At 41.7% G+C, this 18,972-nt stretch carries 12 protein-coding genes; 6 read left to right on the top strand and 6 right to left on the bottom strand.

What is annotated here, in order from left to right:
- Window positions 1-317: 317 nt before the first annotated feature.
- From IPM34_00305 to IPM34_00295, 3 genes are all read left to right on the top strand, one after another.
- Window positions 318-752, top strand: a complete 435-nt coding sequence (locus IPM34_00305; protein MBK8953985.1) for a DUF2147 domain-containing protein — start codon at window positions 318-320, stop codon at window positions 750-752.
- Between the two features lie 33 nt (window positions 753-785).
- The gene (locus tag IPM34_00300) at window positions 786-1,037 is read left to right on the top strand and encodes a hypothetical protein (protein MBK8953984.1); all 252 of its coding nucleotides are present in this window, start codon (window positions 786-788) and stop codon (window positions 1,035-1,037) included.
- Window positions 1,038-1,676: 639 nt separating this feature from the next.
- Window positions 1,677-2,864: a class I SAM-dependent rRNA methyltransferase gene (locus IPM34_00295; protein MBK8953983.1), complete on the top strand. Its 1,188-nt coding sequence runs from the start codon at window positions 1,677-1,679 to the stop codon at window positions 2,862-2,864.
- Between the two features lie 84 nt (window positions 2,865-2,948).
- Here IPM34_00295 and IPM34_00290 read toward each other — a convergent pair whose 3' ends face one another.
- From IPM34_00290 to IPM34_00275, 4 genes are all read right to left on the bottom strand, one after another.
- A complete protein-coding gene (locus tag IPM34_00290; GenBank protein MBK8953982.1) occupies window positions 2,949-4,304 on the bottom strand; it encodes a hypothetical protein in 1,356 nt (451 codons plus the stop codon).
- A 64-nt stretch (window positions 4,305-4,368) separates the two neighbouring features.
- On the bottom strand, window positions 4,369-4,731 hold the full coding sequence (locus IPM34_00285; GenBank protein ID MBK8953981.1) for a VanZ family protein: 363 nt from the start codon (window positions 4,729-4,731) through the stop codon (window positions 4,369-4,371).
- Between the two features lie 2 nt (window positions 4,732-4,733).
- Entirely contained in the window at window positions 4,734-5,126 is a 393-nt protein-coding gene (gcvH, locus tag IPM34_00280; GenBank protein MBK8953980.1) for a glycine cleavage system protein GcvH, read from the bottom strand.
- On the bottom strand, window positions 5,123-6,454 hold the full coding sequence (locus IPM34_00275) for a citrate (Si)-synthase, eukaryotic (protein MBK8953979.1): 1,332 nt from the start codon (window positions 6,452-6,454) through the stop codon (window positions 5,123-5,125). The genes gcvH and IPM34_00275 overlap by 4 nt, the downstream gene beginning before the upstream one ends.
- A 159-nt stretch (window positions 6,455-6,613) precedes the next feature.
- Between IPM34_00275 and IPM34_00270 the strand changes: the two genes are divergently transcribed.
- Window positions 6,614-7,231: a DUF3109 family protein gene (locus IPM34_00270; GenBank protein ID MBK8953978.1), complete on the top strand. Its 618-nt coding sequence runs from the start codon at window positions 6,614-6,616 to the stop codon at window positions 7,229-7,231.
- Between the two features lie 1,221 nt (window positions 7,232-8,452).
- On the opposite strand, the gene metH is transcribed toward IPM34_00270, so the two are convergent.
- Both metH and IPM34_00260 read right to left on the bottom strand, forming a co-directional pair.
- A complete protein-coding gene (gene metH, locus IPM34_00265) occupies window positions 8,453-12,136 on the bottom strand; it encodes a methionine synthase (GenBank protein ID MBK8953977.1) in 3,684 nt (1,227 codons plus the stop codon).
- Between the two features lie 458 nt (window positions 12,137-12,594).
- Complete coding sequence (locus tag IPM34_00260) at window positions 12,595-13,770, bottom strand: aspartate aminotransferase family protein (GenBank protein ID MBK8953976.1); 1,176 nt, start codon at window positions 13,768-13,770, stop codon at window positions 12,595-12,597.
- 88 nt (window positions 13,771-13,858) lie between these two features.
- Between IPM34_00260 and IPM34_00255 the strand changes: the two genes are divergently transcribed.
- Together IPM34_00255 and IPM34_00250 are read left to right on the top strand one after the other, a co-directional pair.
- Window positions 13,859-15,064, top strand: coding sequence for a DUF255 domain-containing protein (locus tag IPM34_00255; GenBank protein MBK8953975.1), 1,206 nt, complete (start codon window positions 13,859-13,861; stop codon window positions 15,062-15,064).
- A 755-nt stretch (window positions 15,065-15,819) separates the two neighbouring features.
- Window positions 15,820-18,915, top strand: a complete 3,096-nt coding sequence (locus IPM34_00250) for a hypothetical protein (GenBank protein ID MBK8953974.1) — start codon at window positions 15,820-15,822, stop codon at window positions 18,913-18,915.
- Window positions 18,916-18,972: the final 57 nt, after the last annotated feature.

Raw genomic sequence — 18,972 nt, 5'->3', positions numbered from 1 at the left:
GGACTTTAAATTTACTTCCATTAGACTTAGTCCTTACGCCTTCGGACTTCTTCAAAAAAAGTGTGAAGTGGTACAAAGTCAAAAAGTCTTTGATTAACTCCTTAACATTCATTTTTCCATTTTATATTCTGTATGCAAAAAAACCTGTAAATACCGGCGTATTTACAGGTGTCTAAAGGTCTCAAATAAAGAAAACTACATCTTTTATATCTTAAACTTTTTGTTGTTTTGCATTCACATATGGTATTATTCTAATACTATGCCAACTTTTTGCGAAAACCGAAAAAATTTTTCATTTTTTTATTTATTTTCATAAAATGTCCTTAGGTCTGATTTGCATATTAGCCGCGCTACAATTCACAGAAAAGCCCGTAAAATGGGACAGTTATACAGGTTATTGGGATGCTTTTGATGACCGCACATCGCAGTGGAGCTTTACAGCCGAATTATATGTTAAGAATGATAAAATGAATGCCAGGGTGGTCAAACTACCTGAATATGCCCCAGTCAAAATTTGTGAATTGTGCAGCCCTCCTTTGAAAAATCAGGCACTTTTAGGCATGGATATCATCTGGGATCTGGAAGAAGACCATGGAAGTTTAGTTCATGGTAAGATTTTAGACCCCTCCAGTGGTAAAATATACGATTGTGCAATAAGCCCGGGTTCGTCAGAAACCTTAAAAGTGCGGGGATATTTCAAGCTAAAAACCTTTGGCAAGACCCAGATCTGGCGAAAGTCAAAAAACAAATAGGCAGGACAATATAAACAGGCATATGTCAGTTATTTGAATAAAGAACTATTTATGCCTATGGTAGATACATTTACAAGTTTACAATTTATTCGTTACGTTTACCGGGAAAGCGATTCCACAGAAAAGTTGATTTTAGAGGAATGTCTTCTGGCAGAGCCTGAAATGCAGATTGAACTTAAACAACTCTTGGCTGCAAAAAATGCCTTGCCTGATGTGCTTTTTTCAGCACATCCGGACAGCCTTAAAAAAATCATGGCTTACAGCAAAACGGGGCCGGCTCGTTAGTCCTTGCCCTCATCCCCAGGCCTTTTCCACCAAAGTGGAGAAGGGAACGATTTCGTTTGTACGTACACATCTCGTTCAATCGTGTATTGATCCTCATGAGACAACTTAAGTAGTTAAATATCTGATTTTTATTTATTATCTATTATCGGCATTTCGACATCCCGATAAAATGTTCGTGATTATTCATTTTATTAAAAACCTATTTCATTTTATCGGGACGACATTTTGGCGTTCAGGCTTCCTGCTTTAAGCTGCAAGCTCCAAAATAATCACTCTTCACTTTGCTCTATTGACATTCCACCCCTACGGGGCTGGATTTTGGTTAAATTAATGTTCATTAAATCACTCCTCGCTTTCAGCTTATCGCTTTGCGCTTTAAGCTTCTTATCCATTCCCGATTGACATTCCACCCCTACGGGGCTGGATTTTGGTTAAATTAATGTTCATTAAATCACTCCTCGCTTTCAGCTTATCGCTTATCGCTTTAAGCTTCTTATCCATTCCCTATTGACATTCCACCCCTACGGGGCTGAATTTACTTCATAATCCATTGCTCCTCGCTTTACGCTTCTCGCTTTGAGCCTTCACTTCCTATCCATTCTCCCTTCTTCGTATATTGCCTTCCAGAATAAATTACAAATGAGCTTTAAGGGCAGCATTATTCTTAAAAAGGGGAGAGAACAAAACATGTTGAGAAGACATCCCTGGCTATTTTCAGGAGCCATCCAGGAAAAAACTGACGGGCTGGAAGATGGAGACCTGGTGGAATTATTCGATTTCAAAAAAAACCGACTGGGATTTGGGCATTTTCACCACGGAAGCATAGCGGTAAAAATTCTTGGCTTTGTGTCCGAAGTTTACGACGAACATTTTTGGAGAAATAAGCTTAAATCCGCTCTGGATCTCAGACAAAAAATTCTTTTAACAGCGCCTGGGACCGATTGTTTTCGTTGGATACATGGAGAAGGCGACGGGCTTCCCGGATTGGTCATAGATGTCTATTCGAATACGGTCGTGATTCAGTGTCACAGCATCGGTATGCACAGACAAATCAGACTGATCTCTGAAGCATGTGAGTTTTGTTTTAGTTGGATCGAATTGAATATTGTGGACAAAAGCAAAGAAAGTCTTCCTCCAAACTACGGAAGAACGATCGAAAATCAGCTCATCAAAGGCGAAGGACAACCGCTGATTGCCATGGAGAATGGATTAAAATTTGAAATGGATCCTTTACATGGTCAAAAGACTGGTTTTTTTCTGGACCAAAGGGATAACCGCAAACTCCTGGGGAGCTATGCTTCCGGCAAATCTCTGCTGAATGCCTTTTGCTATACCGGAGGTTTCAGTGTTTATGCTGCAAGCAACGGCGCTTTTCATGTGGATTCAGTCGACATCAGTCAAAAGGCAGTGGAGGTGTGTACTCGAAATATGGAGCATAATTTCCCCGAGTTCAAAGACCACCGTGAAATTTGTGCCGATGTTTATGATTTTCTGAAACAAACTCCTCAGGATGTTTATGACCTGATTGTTTTAGATCCTCCGGCTTTCGCCAAGACTATCGATAAAAGGCATCAGGCGGTCCAGGCATACAAAAGGCTCAACCACCTGGCATTGAAAAAAATCAGGAACGGATCATATCTGTTTACTTTTTCTTGTTCTCAGGTCGTAGATGAAGCCTTGTTTTACAATACCATTGTTTCAGCGGGGATTGAATCGGGGCGGAATATTCGCGTTTTACATAAATTAACTCAGGCACCGGATCATCCGGTCAATCTTTTTCATCCGGAAGGGAATTATTTAAAAGGACTGGTTCTTTACATTGAATAAATGCAATCAAAACTCAGATTATTCAAATAGCTCTGAAGTGCTTTCCATGATTCAGGGTAAAAAATTCACCAAACCACCATTCAATTATTCTTTCCCTAATTTTGCCTTATCATAGTCGGGCGATTGCAAGGCCTGCTTGTAAGCATCGTTGTATTTCAAAGTCCCAAAAGATGATTTATATGCTTTGAAATTCATGCTGTCAAAATGGACTAAGCCATGGCGGTATTGTAAGGTTTGAAACAGGTTGAGGCATAAAAAGAAAAAAGCGACAATGAAAGCCATGAATTTTAACGTTTTCCGAAAAGCTAACAACTGTTCGTAATAAACAGCCAGAGGGATCGAAAGAAAAGCATATACATCGATCATGGCACGGTTGCTAAAACCCACATACCACCAGCACCACCAGGAGAAAACTATGTAAATGTAGGTAATGAATAAAAATCTTATCGGAAACAACAATTCTTTGTGTTTTGATTTCACAAAATACAATCCGACTATAGAAAATATCATCATGGGCGTATAAATGAGCCATCCGTTGCGAAAACTGAATAGTCCTTTGAAAATTTCAGGTTTTAAAAAGAAAAAATGTTCGTCGAAGTAGGAATAAAAAACAAATTGTCCGGTAACGGATTTCCAGTACAGCAATTGAGGGATCAGCGGTAAAAAAACAAAAATAATAAACAACAGGATTTGCTTTTTATGCATCCAAAAAAAATGGATTCGCTCCTTTAGTGCACTCAAAGCAGGGATGCCATAAAGTAATGGGAAAAGTCCAAATAGGATATTGACTGGTCTGATCAGGATCATCATTCCCAAAATAAATCCAGCTTGCATTACAAATCTGAGTTGATAGGTTTCGTACCAGCGAACCACAGCATAAAGGAACAGGCAAGAGAGTGCAAAAGTATAAGCATGGGACATACTGGCTTCGGTGGTGCTATAATAAAATAAATTCGTACCCAAAGCGATACTGACAAGACTGAAAACTACAGCCCACTCTGAAAACCATTTTAAAAGCAGTTGTCTTAAAAAATAAAATCCGATGATCAGATAGAAAAGCGCAGACAGGTGGATGTATTTATGATACAGGATGCTGAAACCATCCGCCTCAAGATCTGCAATCTGACTATGTAAGTGGGCAAGAAAAAAGAAAGGAAGGTATAACAAAGACAATCCCATGGTTGGTTTGATGACCATACCACCGTTCGGTGCGGTATGTGGCCAGAATTTTTTTTCGGCTGCATATTCCGGCCGTTCTTTAACAAATCCCAGTTTGTAATCGTGATGGATGAAAGTAGCCGGGAGGTATGCATAAAATCCGACTACATCCCAATCAATGACCCTTAAGCCGTTCCAACGGGCAATATTGAAGTTCGAGAACACAAGAAGAGCAGTGAGTAATAAAAAACTAATAAATGAGGGACTGAACTTAAGATTCATATGATTTAAGAAACTGCAAAGTACTAAAAGCTGAATAAGAATTCAATGGAGTAAACCGCTATTCTTATGTTATGCGTTTGGATTGACTATGGATGTAAACCACAGATAATAAGATGCCAGCTAAATTGGCCAGCAAGTCTCCTAAATCAAAGTACCTGCCGCCGGGTAACAATTTTTGTAAAACTTCCAACAGTAACCCAAGCATAAACAGGAAGGCCGCTATTCTAAAATAAGTTTTTTGAATTTGTGCGCTTAAAAAGCAATAGCTAGCAGAACCATATGCCAACAAATGGAGCACTTTATCAATGCCAATTAATTGATCCCAACTCAAACGGGGAAGGGTATTACCCGGTATTAGCGAACCGAAACAAATACAACCGGTGATCAAGTATCCCAGTTTCCGGTAAGTTCCGGGTTTAACGAACATTATTAATGTCCGGTCAGCTCTTTGTAAGCAGCTGCATCCAGCAACCCATCCAGTTCAGATGGATTTACAATAGTTACCTTGATGATCCACCCATTTCCGTAAGGATCTGAGTTGATAAGTGTTGGATCATTGCCTGATTTCTCATCGAGGGCAGGATTAAACTCGAGGACTTTTGCGGTAACAGGCATGAAAAGATCTGAAGTTGTCTTGACCGCTTCAACGGTGCCAAAAATTTCGTCTTTGGCAATTTCCTCACCGACGGTATCGACTTCGACATAAACGATATCGCCTAATTCGGATTGAGCAAATTCAGTAATTCCTATGGTAGCCTGATCGCCTTCCACCAGAATCCATTCGTGTTCTTTTGTGTATTTCAGTTGGTCTGGAAAGTTCATACGTTTACTATGTTTTTGACTGTTTGACTGGCAACAAAGGTCTGGATCTCCTCAGAGGTAAGTGATTTTGGTCTTTCCAGCGGAAGGTTGTAGGCCCGGTCCCAGCAGAGTTGAGCCAATACACCCAGTGCTCTGGATACCCCAAACATCACTGTATAGAAATTGTGTTCTTTTAGACCATAATGTTCGAGCAGGGCTCCGGAATGTGCATCCACATTTGGCCAGGGATTTTTAACTTTACCCAATCCTTCTAAAATTTCTGGGACCACTTCAAAAACATGCCAAACAATTTGGACCATTGGATCATTCGGACAGTGTTTCTGGGCAAAATCTTTTTGAGCCAGGAACCTGGGATCGGGTTTCCGTAAAACAGCATGTCCGTATCCAGGCACGACGATTCCGTTGGCCAAAGTTGATTTTACGTATTCTGAAATTTGTTCTTTCGTAGGCGTGTTCGTGCCAAGATCTCTGATCATGTCGTAGATCCAGTCCATGACTTCCTGATTGGCTAGTCCGTGCAGGGGTCCTGCAAGTGCGTTCATTCCACCAGCCAGAGACAGATAAGCATCGCTGAGGGTCGAACCCACCAGGTGAACAGCATGCGCCGATGCGTTTCCACCTTCGTGATCTGCATGTATGGTCATGTACAATCGCATGAGATCTTTAAATTCCTGAGAATCTTTGCCAAGCATATGTGCAAAATTTGCACTCCAGTCCAATTGAGGATCAGCAGGGATATGATTTCCGTTATAGAAAGTTTTCCGGTAAACGTAAGCAGCTACAAGGGGAAGCTTTGCAATAAGGTTCATGCAATCTTCATACATATATTCCCAGTAAGTATGCTTGGTAATTCCATTCTCATAAGCCTTTGCAAAAAGGCTGGTCGATTGCATGGCCATGATGGCTATGCTGAATTGAGTCATTGGATGAATAGCGGAATCCAAATGGTCGAGCAGTTCGTAATCTGCAGATGTCAGGTGAGCGCGTTTGCACCATTCCTGGCTCAACCAGGTTACATCGTCCTCTGTAGGCATCTCATCGGTAAGCATAAGCCAGAATAATCCTTCCGGTAAGGGTTCTGTAGCTCCATTAATTTTAGGCAATAATTTGCGCAACTCCGGAATGGAGTAACCTCTGAAGCGAATTCCTTCCTGTGCATCGAGAGACGAAGTTTCCCAAACCATACTTTGGATGCCTCTCATGCCTCCATATATTTGGTCAATCTGCACCTGATCGATAACTAAATCCCCGTGGGATTTTACCAGGGCTTTAATCTGCTCGGCAGAGGCGTTGAAACGCTCTTTGAATCGGGCTTTTAACTTATCCATGAACCTAAGGTACTTTCCTTCCAAAAAACAAAGCGCAAATGTATAATGTTTTCAGGGATCTCCAATAAAAACAATTATTTTAACAATAACTTTGATGAGCAAGCTGAAAGCCAATAAATTGCAGCCCTTTATGGATCCCTTTGAAGTAAATTCCTTTCTATGTTGATGATCGATGACATACTCATCAGCGATGAGCTGCTCGAATCCTATTTTGTTTGCAAACTCGATGCTTGTAAAGGGGCCTGTTGCTACGAAGGCGACTTTGGGGCACCGCTGTCTAAGGATGAATTGCCGGTCCTCACCTCCGTCTGGAAAAATCTCAAGAACTACCTGGATCCTGCGGCATATGAAATCATTCAGAAATCGGGGCCGTACAAGTTTTATCGCGAAATGCAGTCCTGGGGGACACAACTTCGTCCCGATGGTTCCTGTGTGTTTATGATCCGCGATGAAAAAGGAATAGCCAAGTGCGGTATCGAACAAGCCTGGAAAGATGGAAAAACGGATTTTCAAAAACCCATTTCCTGTCACCTTTATCCTGTTCGGGTAAACGAAAACCCAAAGCGCGGATTTACAGCACTCAATTACGATACCTGGGATATCTGTAAGGCTGCCTGCCGGTTTGGTGAAGAAAACAAAATGCCTTTATTCAGATTTGTGAAATCTGCCCTGATCAGGCGCTTCGGAGAAGAATTTTACAATCAACTGGAAGCAGCTTATGAGGAGAAATATTCAGGACTGAAGGCGGATATCGGAAGGCCAAAGACTGAAGGCTGAAGAATTGTTATTTGGATTATTATATATGAGATACCAATATCATGATCATTTTGGCTTGTAGCGTAAAATGCCAGATATTTTAGTATCGTAAATTAATTTCATTGCCGAAAAGCCGTCCCGATAAAATGTAATAGGTTTTTACAAAATGAATAATCACGAACATTTTATCGGGATGTCGAAATGCCAAAATGTTAAAAAAACGAACGATTGTTAGTTTTGCTTTTATTATCCATAATCTATTCTTTATTGACATTCCACCCCTACGGGGCTGGATTTATGATATTTCCATTCTCTATTAATATGTCACCCCTACGGGGCTGGAATTTGGTTAAATTAATGTTCCTATAATCTTTACGTTAATCTCCATTTTCTTCCCGACATAAAGGTGATGTTTTTATATTTCAGCAATTTCATGTCGGGACACAATTCTCTATTAAGATGTCACCCCTACGGGGCTGGATTTATGATATTTCCATTCTCTATTAATGTGTCGCCCCTACGGGGCTGGAATTATGATATTTCCATTCCCTATTAAGATGTCACCCCTACGGGGCTGGATTTTGGTTAAATTAATGTTCCTATAATCTTTACGTTAATCTCCATTTTCTTCCCGACATAAAGGTGATGTTTTTCTATTTCAGCAATTTCAAGTCGGGACACAATTCTCTATTAATATGTCACCCCTACGGGGCTGGATTTATGTTATTTCCATTCTCTATTAATGTGTCGCCCCTACGGGGCTGGATTTATGATATTTCCATTCTCTATTAATATGTCACCCCTATGGGGCTGGAATTTCTATTCTGCATTATCCATTGCTCCTCGCTTTACGCTTATCGCTTTGAGCTTTTCGCTTTAAGCTCCATAATAATCACTCTGCACTTTACTCTATTGATATTTCGCCCCTACGGGGCTGGTATTTCTATTCTGCATTATCCAATGCTCCTTGCTTTACGCTTATCGCTTTGAGCTTTTCGCTTTAAGCTTCAAGCTCCATAATAATCATTCTGCACTTTGCTCTATTGATATTTCGCCCCTACGGGGCTGGAATTTCTATTCTGCATTAACCATTGCTCCTCGCTTTACGCTTATCGCTTTGAGCTTTTCGCTTTAAGCTTCAAGCTCCATAATAATCACTCTGCACTTTGCTCTATTGATATTTCGCCCCTACGGGGCTGGATTTAGAATCTCTATTCTCCATAATCCTTACTCCATAATCCTTCAACTATGCCACAATGTCCCCAGCCACTTTTGCGCCGTTTTAACATCCCATCCTTTTCGCTCTGCATAATTCTTAAACTGGTCTTCCGCAATTTCGCTGACAGGAAAATATCTGGATTCCGGATGTGCGAAATACCAACCACTCACGGCGGCTGTTGGGTACATGGCCATACTCTCCGTCAGAGTCAGACCAATATTTTTTTCGACATCCAGCAATTTCCATAAATTTAGTTTTTCGGTGTGTTCAGGACAAGCCGGATAACCAGGGGCAGGACGGATACCTGTATACTGTTCGGAGATCAATTCTTCGTTGGAAAGTTGTTCTCCAATGGCATATCCCCAATACACCTTGCGAACCTGTTGGTGTAAATATTCAGCACCAGCCTCGGCAAGCCGGTCTGCCAATGCTTTCACAAGGATGGCGTGATAATCATCGTGTTTGCTTTCATAATAAGCCACCAGCTCTTCAACCCCATATCCTGCACAAACCGCAAATGCGCCAATGAAATCCTCCGGAACTTTGTTCAAAGGTTTGATAAAATCTGAAAGGCAAAGATTGGCCTGGCCTTCAGTCTTTTTTACCTGCTGTCTTAAATGATGGAGTACCATACATTTTGAATTGGGAACTACCGGAGAAAAAACATGGATGTCTTCATTCACCGATCCTGCTGGAAATATGCCAATGACAGCTTTCGCCTGAATTTTTTGAAGCGCAATAATTTCATCGAGCAATGCACTGGCATCGTCAAACAAACGTTTGGCTTCTGTACCAACGATGGGGTCCTCAAAAATCGCCGGATATTTACCTGCAAGTTCCCAGCTTTGGAAAAAGGGTGTCCAGTCGATAAAATTTTTAAGAACATTTAAATCTATATTGTCCAAAACATGGATTCCGGAATGAACCGGTTTGGGGACTTGGTAATTTTCCCAATCGCAGGTCCACCGGTTTTCTCGTGCCCTGTCAAATTCCAGCAATGTTTTAGCCTGTTGTCTTTGCAATCTTTGAATGCGTGTGCGTTCGTAATCATCCCGGATGTTTTTCAAATACAACTCTCGCTGCTCCTGGTCGTCGCTCAGCAACTGACTTACTACATGGACAGCCCTGGAGGCATCGAGTACATGCACGACTGGTTGATTATACCGGGGCTCAATGCGCAATGCCGTGTGCAACTTGGATGTGGTCGCACCCCCGATCAACAGGGGCGTATCAAATCCCGCCAATTGCATTTCTTCAGCTACATGGACCATTTCATCCAAAGAAGGCGTGATCAGTCCACTGAGGCCGATGATATCCACACCTAACGAACGAGCGTTAGTCAATATTTTTTCACAGGGAACCATCACTCCGAGATCGATGATTTCATAGTTGTTGCAGGCAAGTACTACGCCTACAATATTTTTTCCGATATCGTGTACATCGCCTTTGACTGTTGCAAGCAATACTTTTCCTTTTGCACGAGCAGCCGCATGTTTACCCTGTTCCATAAAAGGGGTGAGATATGCAACAGCCTGTTTCATGACCCGGGCACTTTTTACAACCTGGGGTAAAAACATTTTACCTGCGCCGAATAGGTCTCCCACTTCATTCATGCCATCCATCAATGGGCCCTCGATTACGCGGATCGGACTGCCCAGTTTAATACGCGCTTCTTCCGCATCTTCCAGGATGTATTCTGTGATCCCTTTTACCAGGGCATGTCTGAGCCGGCCTTCGACGGCTTCTTTTCTCCATTCCTGTACATCGTTTTGAATTTCTTTTTTCCCTTTATTTTTTATCTGTTCGGCATACGCTGTCAATCTTTCGGTTGCATCCGGCCTTCTGTTGAACAATACATCTTCCACGCGCATCAGTAACTCGGGTGGAATCTCGTCGTACACATCCATTTGTCCGGCGTTGACAATACCCATATCCATTCCTGCCTGGATGGCGTGGTACAAAAAAGCGGTGTGCATGGCCTGGCGCACCACTTCGTTACCCCGGTAGGAAAAGGAAAGATTGCTGACACCTCCGCTGACTTTGACACCCGGTAGGTTTTTCTTAATCAGTTTCGTAGCTTCTATAAAAGCAATGGCATATTCATTGTGCTCTTCGATTCCCGTTGCAACGGCGAAAATATTGGGATCGAAAATGATGTCTTCTGCTTTAAAATGTAATTTTTCAGTGAGCAACTCATAAGCTCTTTTGCAAATCTCAAACTTACGCCCGATGGTATCAGCTTGTCCATTTTCATCGAAGGCCATCACCACAACCGCTGCTCCATATCGCCGAACTTTTCTGGCCTGCTCTAAAAATGCCTGTTCGCCTTCCTTTAATGAAATGGAGTTGACCACACACTTTCCCTGGATACATTTCAATCCGGCTTCAATCACTTTCCATTTGGAAGAATCGATCATCACCGGAACCTTTACGATATCGGGTTCGGAGCTGAGTAAATTTAAAAATTCAGACATGGCCTCTTCTCCATTGAGCAATGCTTCATCCATGTTCACGTCGATAATCTGAGCTCCGGCTTCGACTTGTTGTCTCGCAACCTGAAGTGCTTCATCAAAATTCTTCTGTAGGATGAGCTTGGCAAATTGTTTGGATCCCGTCACGTTGGTCCGTTCACCCACATTTACAAAATTCAGGTCGGGGCGGAATACCATAGACTCCAGTCCAGATAAGCTTGTCAAAGGTTCGATATGGGGTATTTTCCTCGGTTGAATTCCGTGTATGGCCTGAGACATACTCCGTATATGTTCGGGGGTAGTTCCGCAACACCCTCCCACGATATTTACATATCCACTTTTTGCAAAATCGGCGATGAGTACCTGCATTTCTTCAGCAGTTTGATCGTAGCCTCCCAGTTCATTGGGTAATCCGGCGTTTGGATAAGCACTGATTCTGCAATCTGCAATTTTACTCAACACTTCGAGGTGAGGTCTCATTTCTCGTGCTCCCAATGCACAATTCAAACCAATCGAAAACATGGGAAGATGCGAAACCGAAATATAAAAGGCTTCTACAGTTTGCCCCGATAATGTTCTTCCGCTGGCATCGGTGATGGTCCCCGAAACCATGAGTGGTAAAGTCTTGCCTGTTTCTTCAAACAACTGATCAATTGCATAAAGTGCGGCTTTGGCATTTAAGGTATCAAAAATGGTCTCTACCAGCAAAATATCTGCGCCACCATCCATCAATCCTTTTGCTTGCTGGTAATAAGCTTCTACAAAATCGTCAAAATATGCATTGCGGAATCCCGGACGGTTTACATCGGGACTTAAACTCGCGGTTCGGTTGGTTGGTCCCAATGCCCCGGCTACAAACCTGAGCGCACCCGGAAATTTCAACATGTATTCCTGAACGGCTTCTTTCGCAACCCGGGCCGATTCAAAATTCATCTCATACGAGAGGGATTCCATTCCGTAATCAGCCTGGGAGATGGCGTTGGCATTAAACGTATTTGTTTCGATGATGTCAGATCCTGCATCGAGATACATCAAATGGATCTTTTTAATCACGTCCGGGCGGGTTATGGAGAGGAGATCATTATTTCCTTTCACATCCCTCAGATGTTCAGAAAATCGTTCGCCCCTGAAATCCTTTTCAGTCAGTTGAAAAGTCTGGATCAGACTGCCCATGGCGCCGTCCAGCAATAAAATGCGGTCTGAAGCCAGGTGTTCGAGCTGTTTAAGTATTTTCATGGGAGGACAAAGATAGTTGTTGGATGATAGATGTTGGATGATAGATGAAGAAGAATAGATGATAGATGTTGGATGATAGATGATAGAGAATAGATGATAGATGATGGAGTCCCGACATGAAATTGCTGAAATAGAAATACATCACCTAAATGCCGGGAGGAGTATAGAGTATAATCTAAAGGACGAAACGTCTAAAGGACGAAACGTCGAAACGTCTAAAGGACGAAACGTCGAAAAGTCGAAAGGTCGAAAGGACGAAAAGTCGAAACGTCGAAAAGTCGAAAGGACGAAAGGTCGAAATGTCTAAAGGACGAAAAGTCGAAACGTCTGATGCTCATCATGCATTTTATGAATATTCTAAAATGAACTAACAGTTGTTCGTACTGCTCTCATTAATCAAGCGGGTATTTTTAAACCTGGAGAATTACTTCTTAGATGAATACCGTCCCCGGTTCTGCTTAGGAAGGTAAATTGTTGATTTTTTCGGCAACTTCTGCAAGTTCTTTTTCGGAAATGCACAAAGGTGGGGCTACTCTCAGGCTGCATGGAGAAAATAAAAATCCTTCGGCCAGAATCCTGTGCCGGTAGAGTTGACCAATCGCATGAAAGAGTTCTGTTTTACTTTGAAAATCAAGAGCCATAAATAAGCCGGCCCTGCGAATTGCCTTCCATTTTGAACGGTCAAGCAGCGATTCAAAACAGCGCCCAAGTTCTTCAACTTTTTCAACCAGCTGATTTGATAGAAGAAAATTTAATCCTGCAAGTCCGGCAGCGCAAGACACCGGATGTCCTCCAAACGTAGAAATATGCGCCAATGGAAGTTTTTTGAAAAGTTGCTGCATCAAATTCCGGTTTGAGATGACTGCCGAAAGTGGCATTCCGGCTCCCAGTGCTTTTCCACTCAGCAGGATGTCCGGTTTGATCTTTGAATGCATAAAGGCAAACAGTTTTCCGGTTCGTCCCATTCCGGTTTGAATTTCGTCGAATACGAGCAAACTTCCACAACCCGAGCATCTATTGCGCAGAGCCTGCCAATATAATGCGGAGGCCTCGCGTACACCTGCCTCAGCCTGAATGAACTCGGTGAGCACTGCCGCAGTGCGATGATTAATCTGGTCCAGGTCATCCAAATTTCCAAAGTCGATAAACCTGATTCCCGGTATCAATGGAAGAAAGTGATTTCGGTGAGCTTCGTCCGACCTCAGAGATTCTGCTCCTATGGTGCTGCCGTGATAGGCATTTCTGCAAACGACGATTTCAGGCCTTCCGGTGGCGAGTCTCGATAATTTGATCGCGGCATCCACAGCTTCACTACCGGAATTTAGAAAATAAAAACTATTGAAATCCGGAGGCAGCAGATCGGCCAATCGTTCGGCAAGCTTCACCTGCGTTTCCTGGATATGTTCGCCATAAACATTGCTGTGAAGATAATTTTGTGACTGATGCCGGATTGCTGCTAAAACTTCAGGCACACCATGCCCGATATTACTGACTCCAAAGCCCGAGATCAAATCGAGGTAAGATTCCCCTTTTTTGTCGAATAGATAACAACCTTGAGCCCTGGAGATCTGGAAGCCCTGTGGAATTTCACTGGTCTGACTTATAAGTTCAAGAAATTGTCGCCTGATCAACATTTATAATTTTCTTAAGGGAATTCAACCCACTCAAAATAGCTTTAATAAGAGGATTTCAATCATATTTGCGGTAAAAATAAGAGAAGACATGAAAAGCATCGCATCGTTCATGGTAGTTATTTGCTTATGTTTTGTATATACCTGTGATAGCAAGCTCCTTGCCCAGGAGCAACCCAGCGGATTGAAAGGTATCGATTTCTTCCATGGTACCTTTAAAGAAGCACTAGCCAAAGCGGAGAAAGAAGGCAAACTCGTCTTTATGGATGCATATACAACCTGGTGTGGCCCATGCAGACGAATGTCATCCAATGTATTCCCCGATGATGCCGTTGGAGAATTCTACAATGCTAATTTTATAAATCTCAAAGTCGACATGGAAAAAGGGGAAGGTCCTGAATTGTCCAAAAAATACGGCGTCAGATCCTATCCAACATTTCTGTATTTAGGATCTGATGGAAAAGTGGTTCATTCAGATGGTGGGGCCCGTCCTGCAGAACCATTTATCGAACTCGGGAGGGCTGCTCTGAAAAAATTTGACCGTTCGGGAGACTGGGCGAAGTTGTACGAAGCAGGCAACCGCGAACCCGCAACGGTGTTGGCTTACATCAAGTCGCTGAATCAGGTTGGAAAACCTTCCCTGCGCATTGCTAATGAATATTTATCGGCGCAGACAGATCTGAGCAAATCAGAAAATCTGGAAATCATTTTGGAAGCAACGACAGAAGCAGATTCGCGCATCTTTGATTTCCTGGTTCAAAATAAAAAAGCCATCGTTGAATTGAAATCATTGGAGATCTACGAATCAAAAATTTATCAGGCCTGTAAACGCACGGTTCGAAAAGCATTGGATTACAGAAATGAGTCTCTTCTCGAAGAGGCTCAGGAAAAAATGAAAAACATTCCATCGCGATACGATGAATTTAAAGCGACAACCGGCCTTGACTATTACGGTGAAACAGGAAATGTCGAAAAATTTAATACGGCAGCAAAAGCCTATGCTGACAAAGTTGCGAAAAAAGATCCTGCAAAACTCAAAGACCTCGGGCAGCGCTGCATCAAATACTTTAAAGATGACAAAAATACCATGTCTCTGGCTGAAAAAACAGCAAAGCAAGCGTATTCCTTAAGCAAAGATCAAACATATTGCATTCACTATGGCCGAATGCTTTACCACAATGGAAAAAAATCGGATGCGATTTCACTTGTTAAAAAAGGAGTGGAATTGGCCAAAAGTAAAAATGAACCTACACAAATGTTGGATTATTTATTGAGGGATTGGGGAGTTGAGATTTAGATACACACATGAAAGCTGAAGAACGAAACGCAAAGTTCAAAGTGCAGAGAGGTTATTTTGGAGCTTAAAGCGCAAAGCTTAAAGCGAAAAGCGAGGAGTTTATAGAGCAAAATTCAAAGTGCAGAGTGATTATTGTGGAACTTGAAGCTTAAAGCGAAAAGCTCAAAGCGATAAGCGTAAAGCAAGGAGCAATGGATAATGCAGAATAAAAAAACCAGCCCCGTAGGGGCGACATATTAATAGAGAATGGAAATATCATAAGCCCAGCCCCATAGGGGCGACATATTAATAGAGAATGGAAATAACATAAATCCAGCCCCGTAGGGGTGACATATTAATAGAGAATTGTGTCCCGACATGAAATTGCTGAAATAGAAATATATCACCTTTATGTCGGGAAGAAAATTGAGATTAACATAAAGATTACAGGATCATTAATTTAACCAAATTCCAGCCCCGTAGGGGTGGAATGTCAATAGAGAATGGAAATATCATAAATCCAGCCCCGTAGGGGCGAAATATCAATAGAGCAAAGTGCAGAGAGATTATTTTGGAGCTTAAAGCTTAAAGCTTAAAGCGAAAAGCGAAGAGTTTATAGAGCAAAATTCAAAGTGCAGAGTGATTATTATGGAGCTTGAAGCTGGAAGCTTCAAAGCCAAAATGTCGAAAGGTCCAAAAGTCTTAATGCCTAAAAGTCGGCAATTAATTTCTGGTTCCGGTCTAAAAGAAATACATTTGAAAACGCTATGCTACCTATGCTTTCAAAAATAAAAGGAAAATGCACGATCTTCTTTATCATCTACAGCCTTTTATTTTGTGGAATTTCAATTCATGCACAATCCGGCTCAGTTCCTTTTGAAAGAATTTCGGAGATGCAGGGAGTTCCATGTCCCGTGCGGAAAATTGTTCAAGACAGTATGGGGTTTATTTGGCTGGGAACAGCAGATGGACTGGCAAAGTATGATGGAAGAAAAATAAAAAGATTTCAAAGCGATAGAAACGATCCATCAAGTCTGGTCAACGATATAGTCAATGATCTCAAGGTGGATCGCACCAACCGGATATGGGTGGCTACCAATGGAGGTTTGTGTTATTACGATTACAGAGTAGACCGGTTCTTCAGAATTGATTTACCGGATAATATTGAATCGCTCGATCTGTTCAGAGTGCATGCTTTGCATGTCGATAAGCAAAACAGAGTTTGGTTTTCCACCAAAACTAAAGTCCATTTATTGTTGGATGGTGGGCATTCAATTCAATCTTTTTTTGTTTCCAATGATCCTTCCATTGCACTGAAGTCTGTTTATGCAGATGAAAATGATCATTTGTTTATCGGGACTAATCAAAGTACGGTTTATGTCCTGGATCTATGCACAAACCATATACAAATTATGGAAGTACATTCTCCTGTTTCAAAAAAAATCGCCAGCACAACGACCAGCAGGATTATTGTACCCCTAGCCCAGGATACCATCTTGCTTGGATCCTGGATGGGTGGTTTAAACCTCATCACTACAAATCCTGGTTTACAATCGAGCATTCTTCATTTTGAAAATAAATTCAGCACTGATATCAGAGCTAATATTGTAACATCTTTAGGAATCGTCGAGCCAGACCTTTGGTGGGTTGGAACATTTGGTGCAGGAGTCTTTTGGTTCCGACCTTCCACTCAGAAATTTGTAAATCAACTTAAGCACGATCCTGAAAACGGATTCAGTCTTTTGGATGATTATATCCAGGATATCCTGATTGCGAAAGACGGAATCATCTGGGTTGCCAGTAATAATGGTTTGAACCGTTACGACAGAAGTTCCCACAGGTTTACAACCATCGACATTCCTGTGCTCAGCGATGAAAAATCGGTGTACAGAATGCCTTACCAAATACATGAAGACCAGAGTCAGGCTGATGGAAAAAGTTTTTTTATTACAGTACCCGGTCTGGGTTTAATGAAGATGCATTTGGAGCAAGGTAAAATTGAACACATTCTGAGGTTTGGCAAAAATACGAGTTGCGAATTAGGGCAACGTGTATATGAATTGCACGAAGCCGGAGATTCGCTTTTTATTTTGCTTCATCATTCGATATTGATTTACAACAGGAGAACAGCCCAATGCCGCCAGCTGCAAATCAAAGAGCCTTGTTTTTTCAGTTCTGCCAGAAAATTAATCTTTGATCCGAGAGGTTACTTTTGGATTGCGACTTCATCGGAGGGATTATTCAGAATTTCTTTGGATGGGAATTCTTGTATTAATTTCCGGTACAACTCCCTATCGGGGGATCAGAGCATACAGGATAATACCATATTTTGCATGTTGCTGGACCGCAAGGGAAATATTTGGCTGGGATCTCAAAACAGCGGACTCAGTATGTTGAATACGGTTCAAAATCGATTCACATATTTCAAACATTCGAAAAAGGAAAGTAATACCCTTCCCGATAACAGCATTTTCGACCTGTATGAAGACAGAGATGGCATGATATGGATCGCCACAGAAAACGGGCTTTCTCGTTTGGATGTAAAGAATTTCAGATTTCGAACTTTTACCACGCATGAAGGATTGCCCGCAAATCACATATCTTCCATCACCGCTGATGACAAGGAAAATTTGTGGCTTGCAACCAGCAGGGGATTGTGTTATTTTAATCAAAGCGATGGAAGTTTCCGGGTATTCTCGCAAATGGACGGACTTGCAGGAAACCGGATGGAAGGAGCAAGCTGCCTGAGTAAAAATGGCCGAGTGCTTTTCTCAACCCATAGTAAAATCAGCATCAGCAACCCTACGATGCTCGATAGAAATAAGCAAACAACTGAAATCTATATAACCAATCTTCAGATTTATGGGAAAGATGTTCCTTTAAATCGTCTGAATGGTCAATTGATTCCTGTGGAAATAAATTACCGGCAAAATATATTTTCGGTAGATTTTGTGGCTATTGATTTTACAAACAACAGCCGGATGAACTATGCCTATAAACTCGAGGGCTTAAACGATGATTGGATCTATACCGGAAACAGATCGGAAGTGCATTTTACAAATTTGAAAGGGGGTGAGTATGTGCTCCGGATGAAAGCTGCAAATTACGATGGCCAGTGGTTTGAAAGTAAAGACCGTCTTATTTTAAGCGTTCTTCCTCCATTTTGGAAATCGCAGTATTTTATAATTTCGATCTTTGGTATTATACTTGCGATAAGCATAATTTACCTGCGTATAAAATTTCTGGAAGCCAGGCGAATCCAGCAATTGCGCCTTAGAATTGCCAGGGATCTTCACGACGAGGTGGGATCCAGCATTAGTGGAATTCAATTAACGAGTAAGATGATGCTGGAAAGTTCCATGGACAATCCATTGCGGGAAAAATTCCTGGAACGCATTCAACATGCTTCCAAGTCTTCCATGGAAATGATGAGTGAGATCATTTGGTCTCTGCAACCGGTAAACGATTCAATTGAAAAATTGACTGATCGCATGCGATTGTATGCTTCTCAGTTTTTAGAAGCAGCCCAAATACCTTTTAAGTTTGAAGTAAACGGTCAATTTTCAGGAAAAGCAATACCCCTGGATGTCAGGAAGGATTTTTTAATGGTCTATAAAGAGATTCTCAACAACATTGCCAAGCATTCAAAAGCGGGATATTGTTCTATCCTTTTTTCGATTTCACAGCATAAAATTGTTTTGGAAATTAATGACAACGGGATCGGTTTCGACCCGACCACTGCTAAACTGGGAAATGGATTAAAAAATATGAAAAGCCGCTTGGATGATTTGGGTGCAGAATTTCATTTGGATACTTCTATAGGAAATGGTACAAAAATAAAAATCAGTTTATCGGAAAAGGAAAATGGATAGGATAGATCTTTTTTTAAGCTACGCAATGGGAACAGTTAAATTGTAAACCTGTAATTC

This window comes from Saprospiraceae bacterium, assembly GCA_016716185.1.
Classification (GTDB): Bacteria; Bacteroidota; Bacteroidia; order Chitinophagales; family Saprospiraceae; genus Vicinibacter.
The sequence above is the reverse complement of the archived record's forward strand: the minus strand, read 5'-3'. Positions and strand labels throughout refer to the sequence as shown.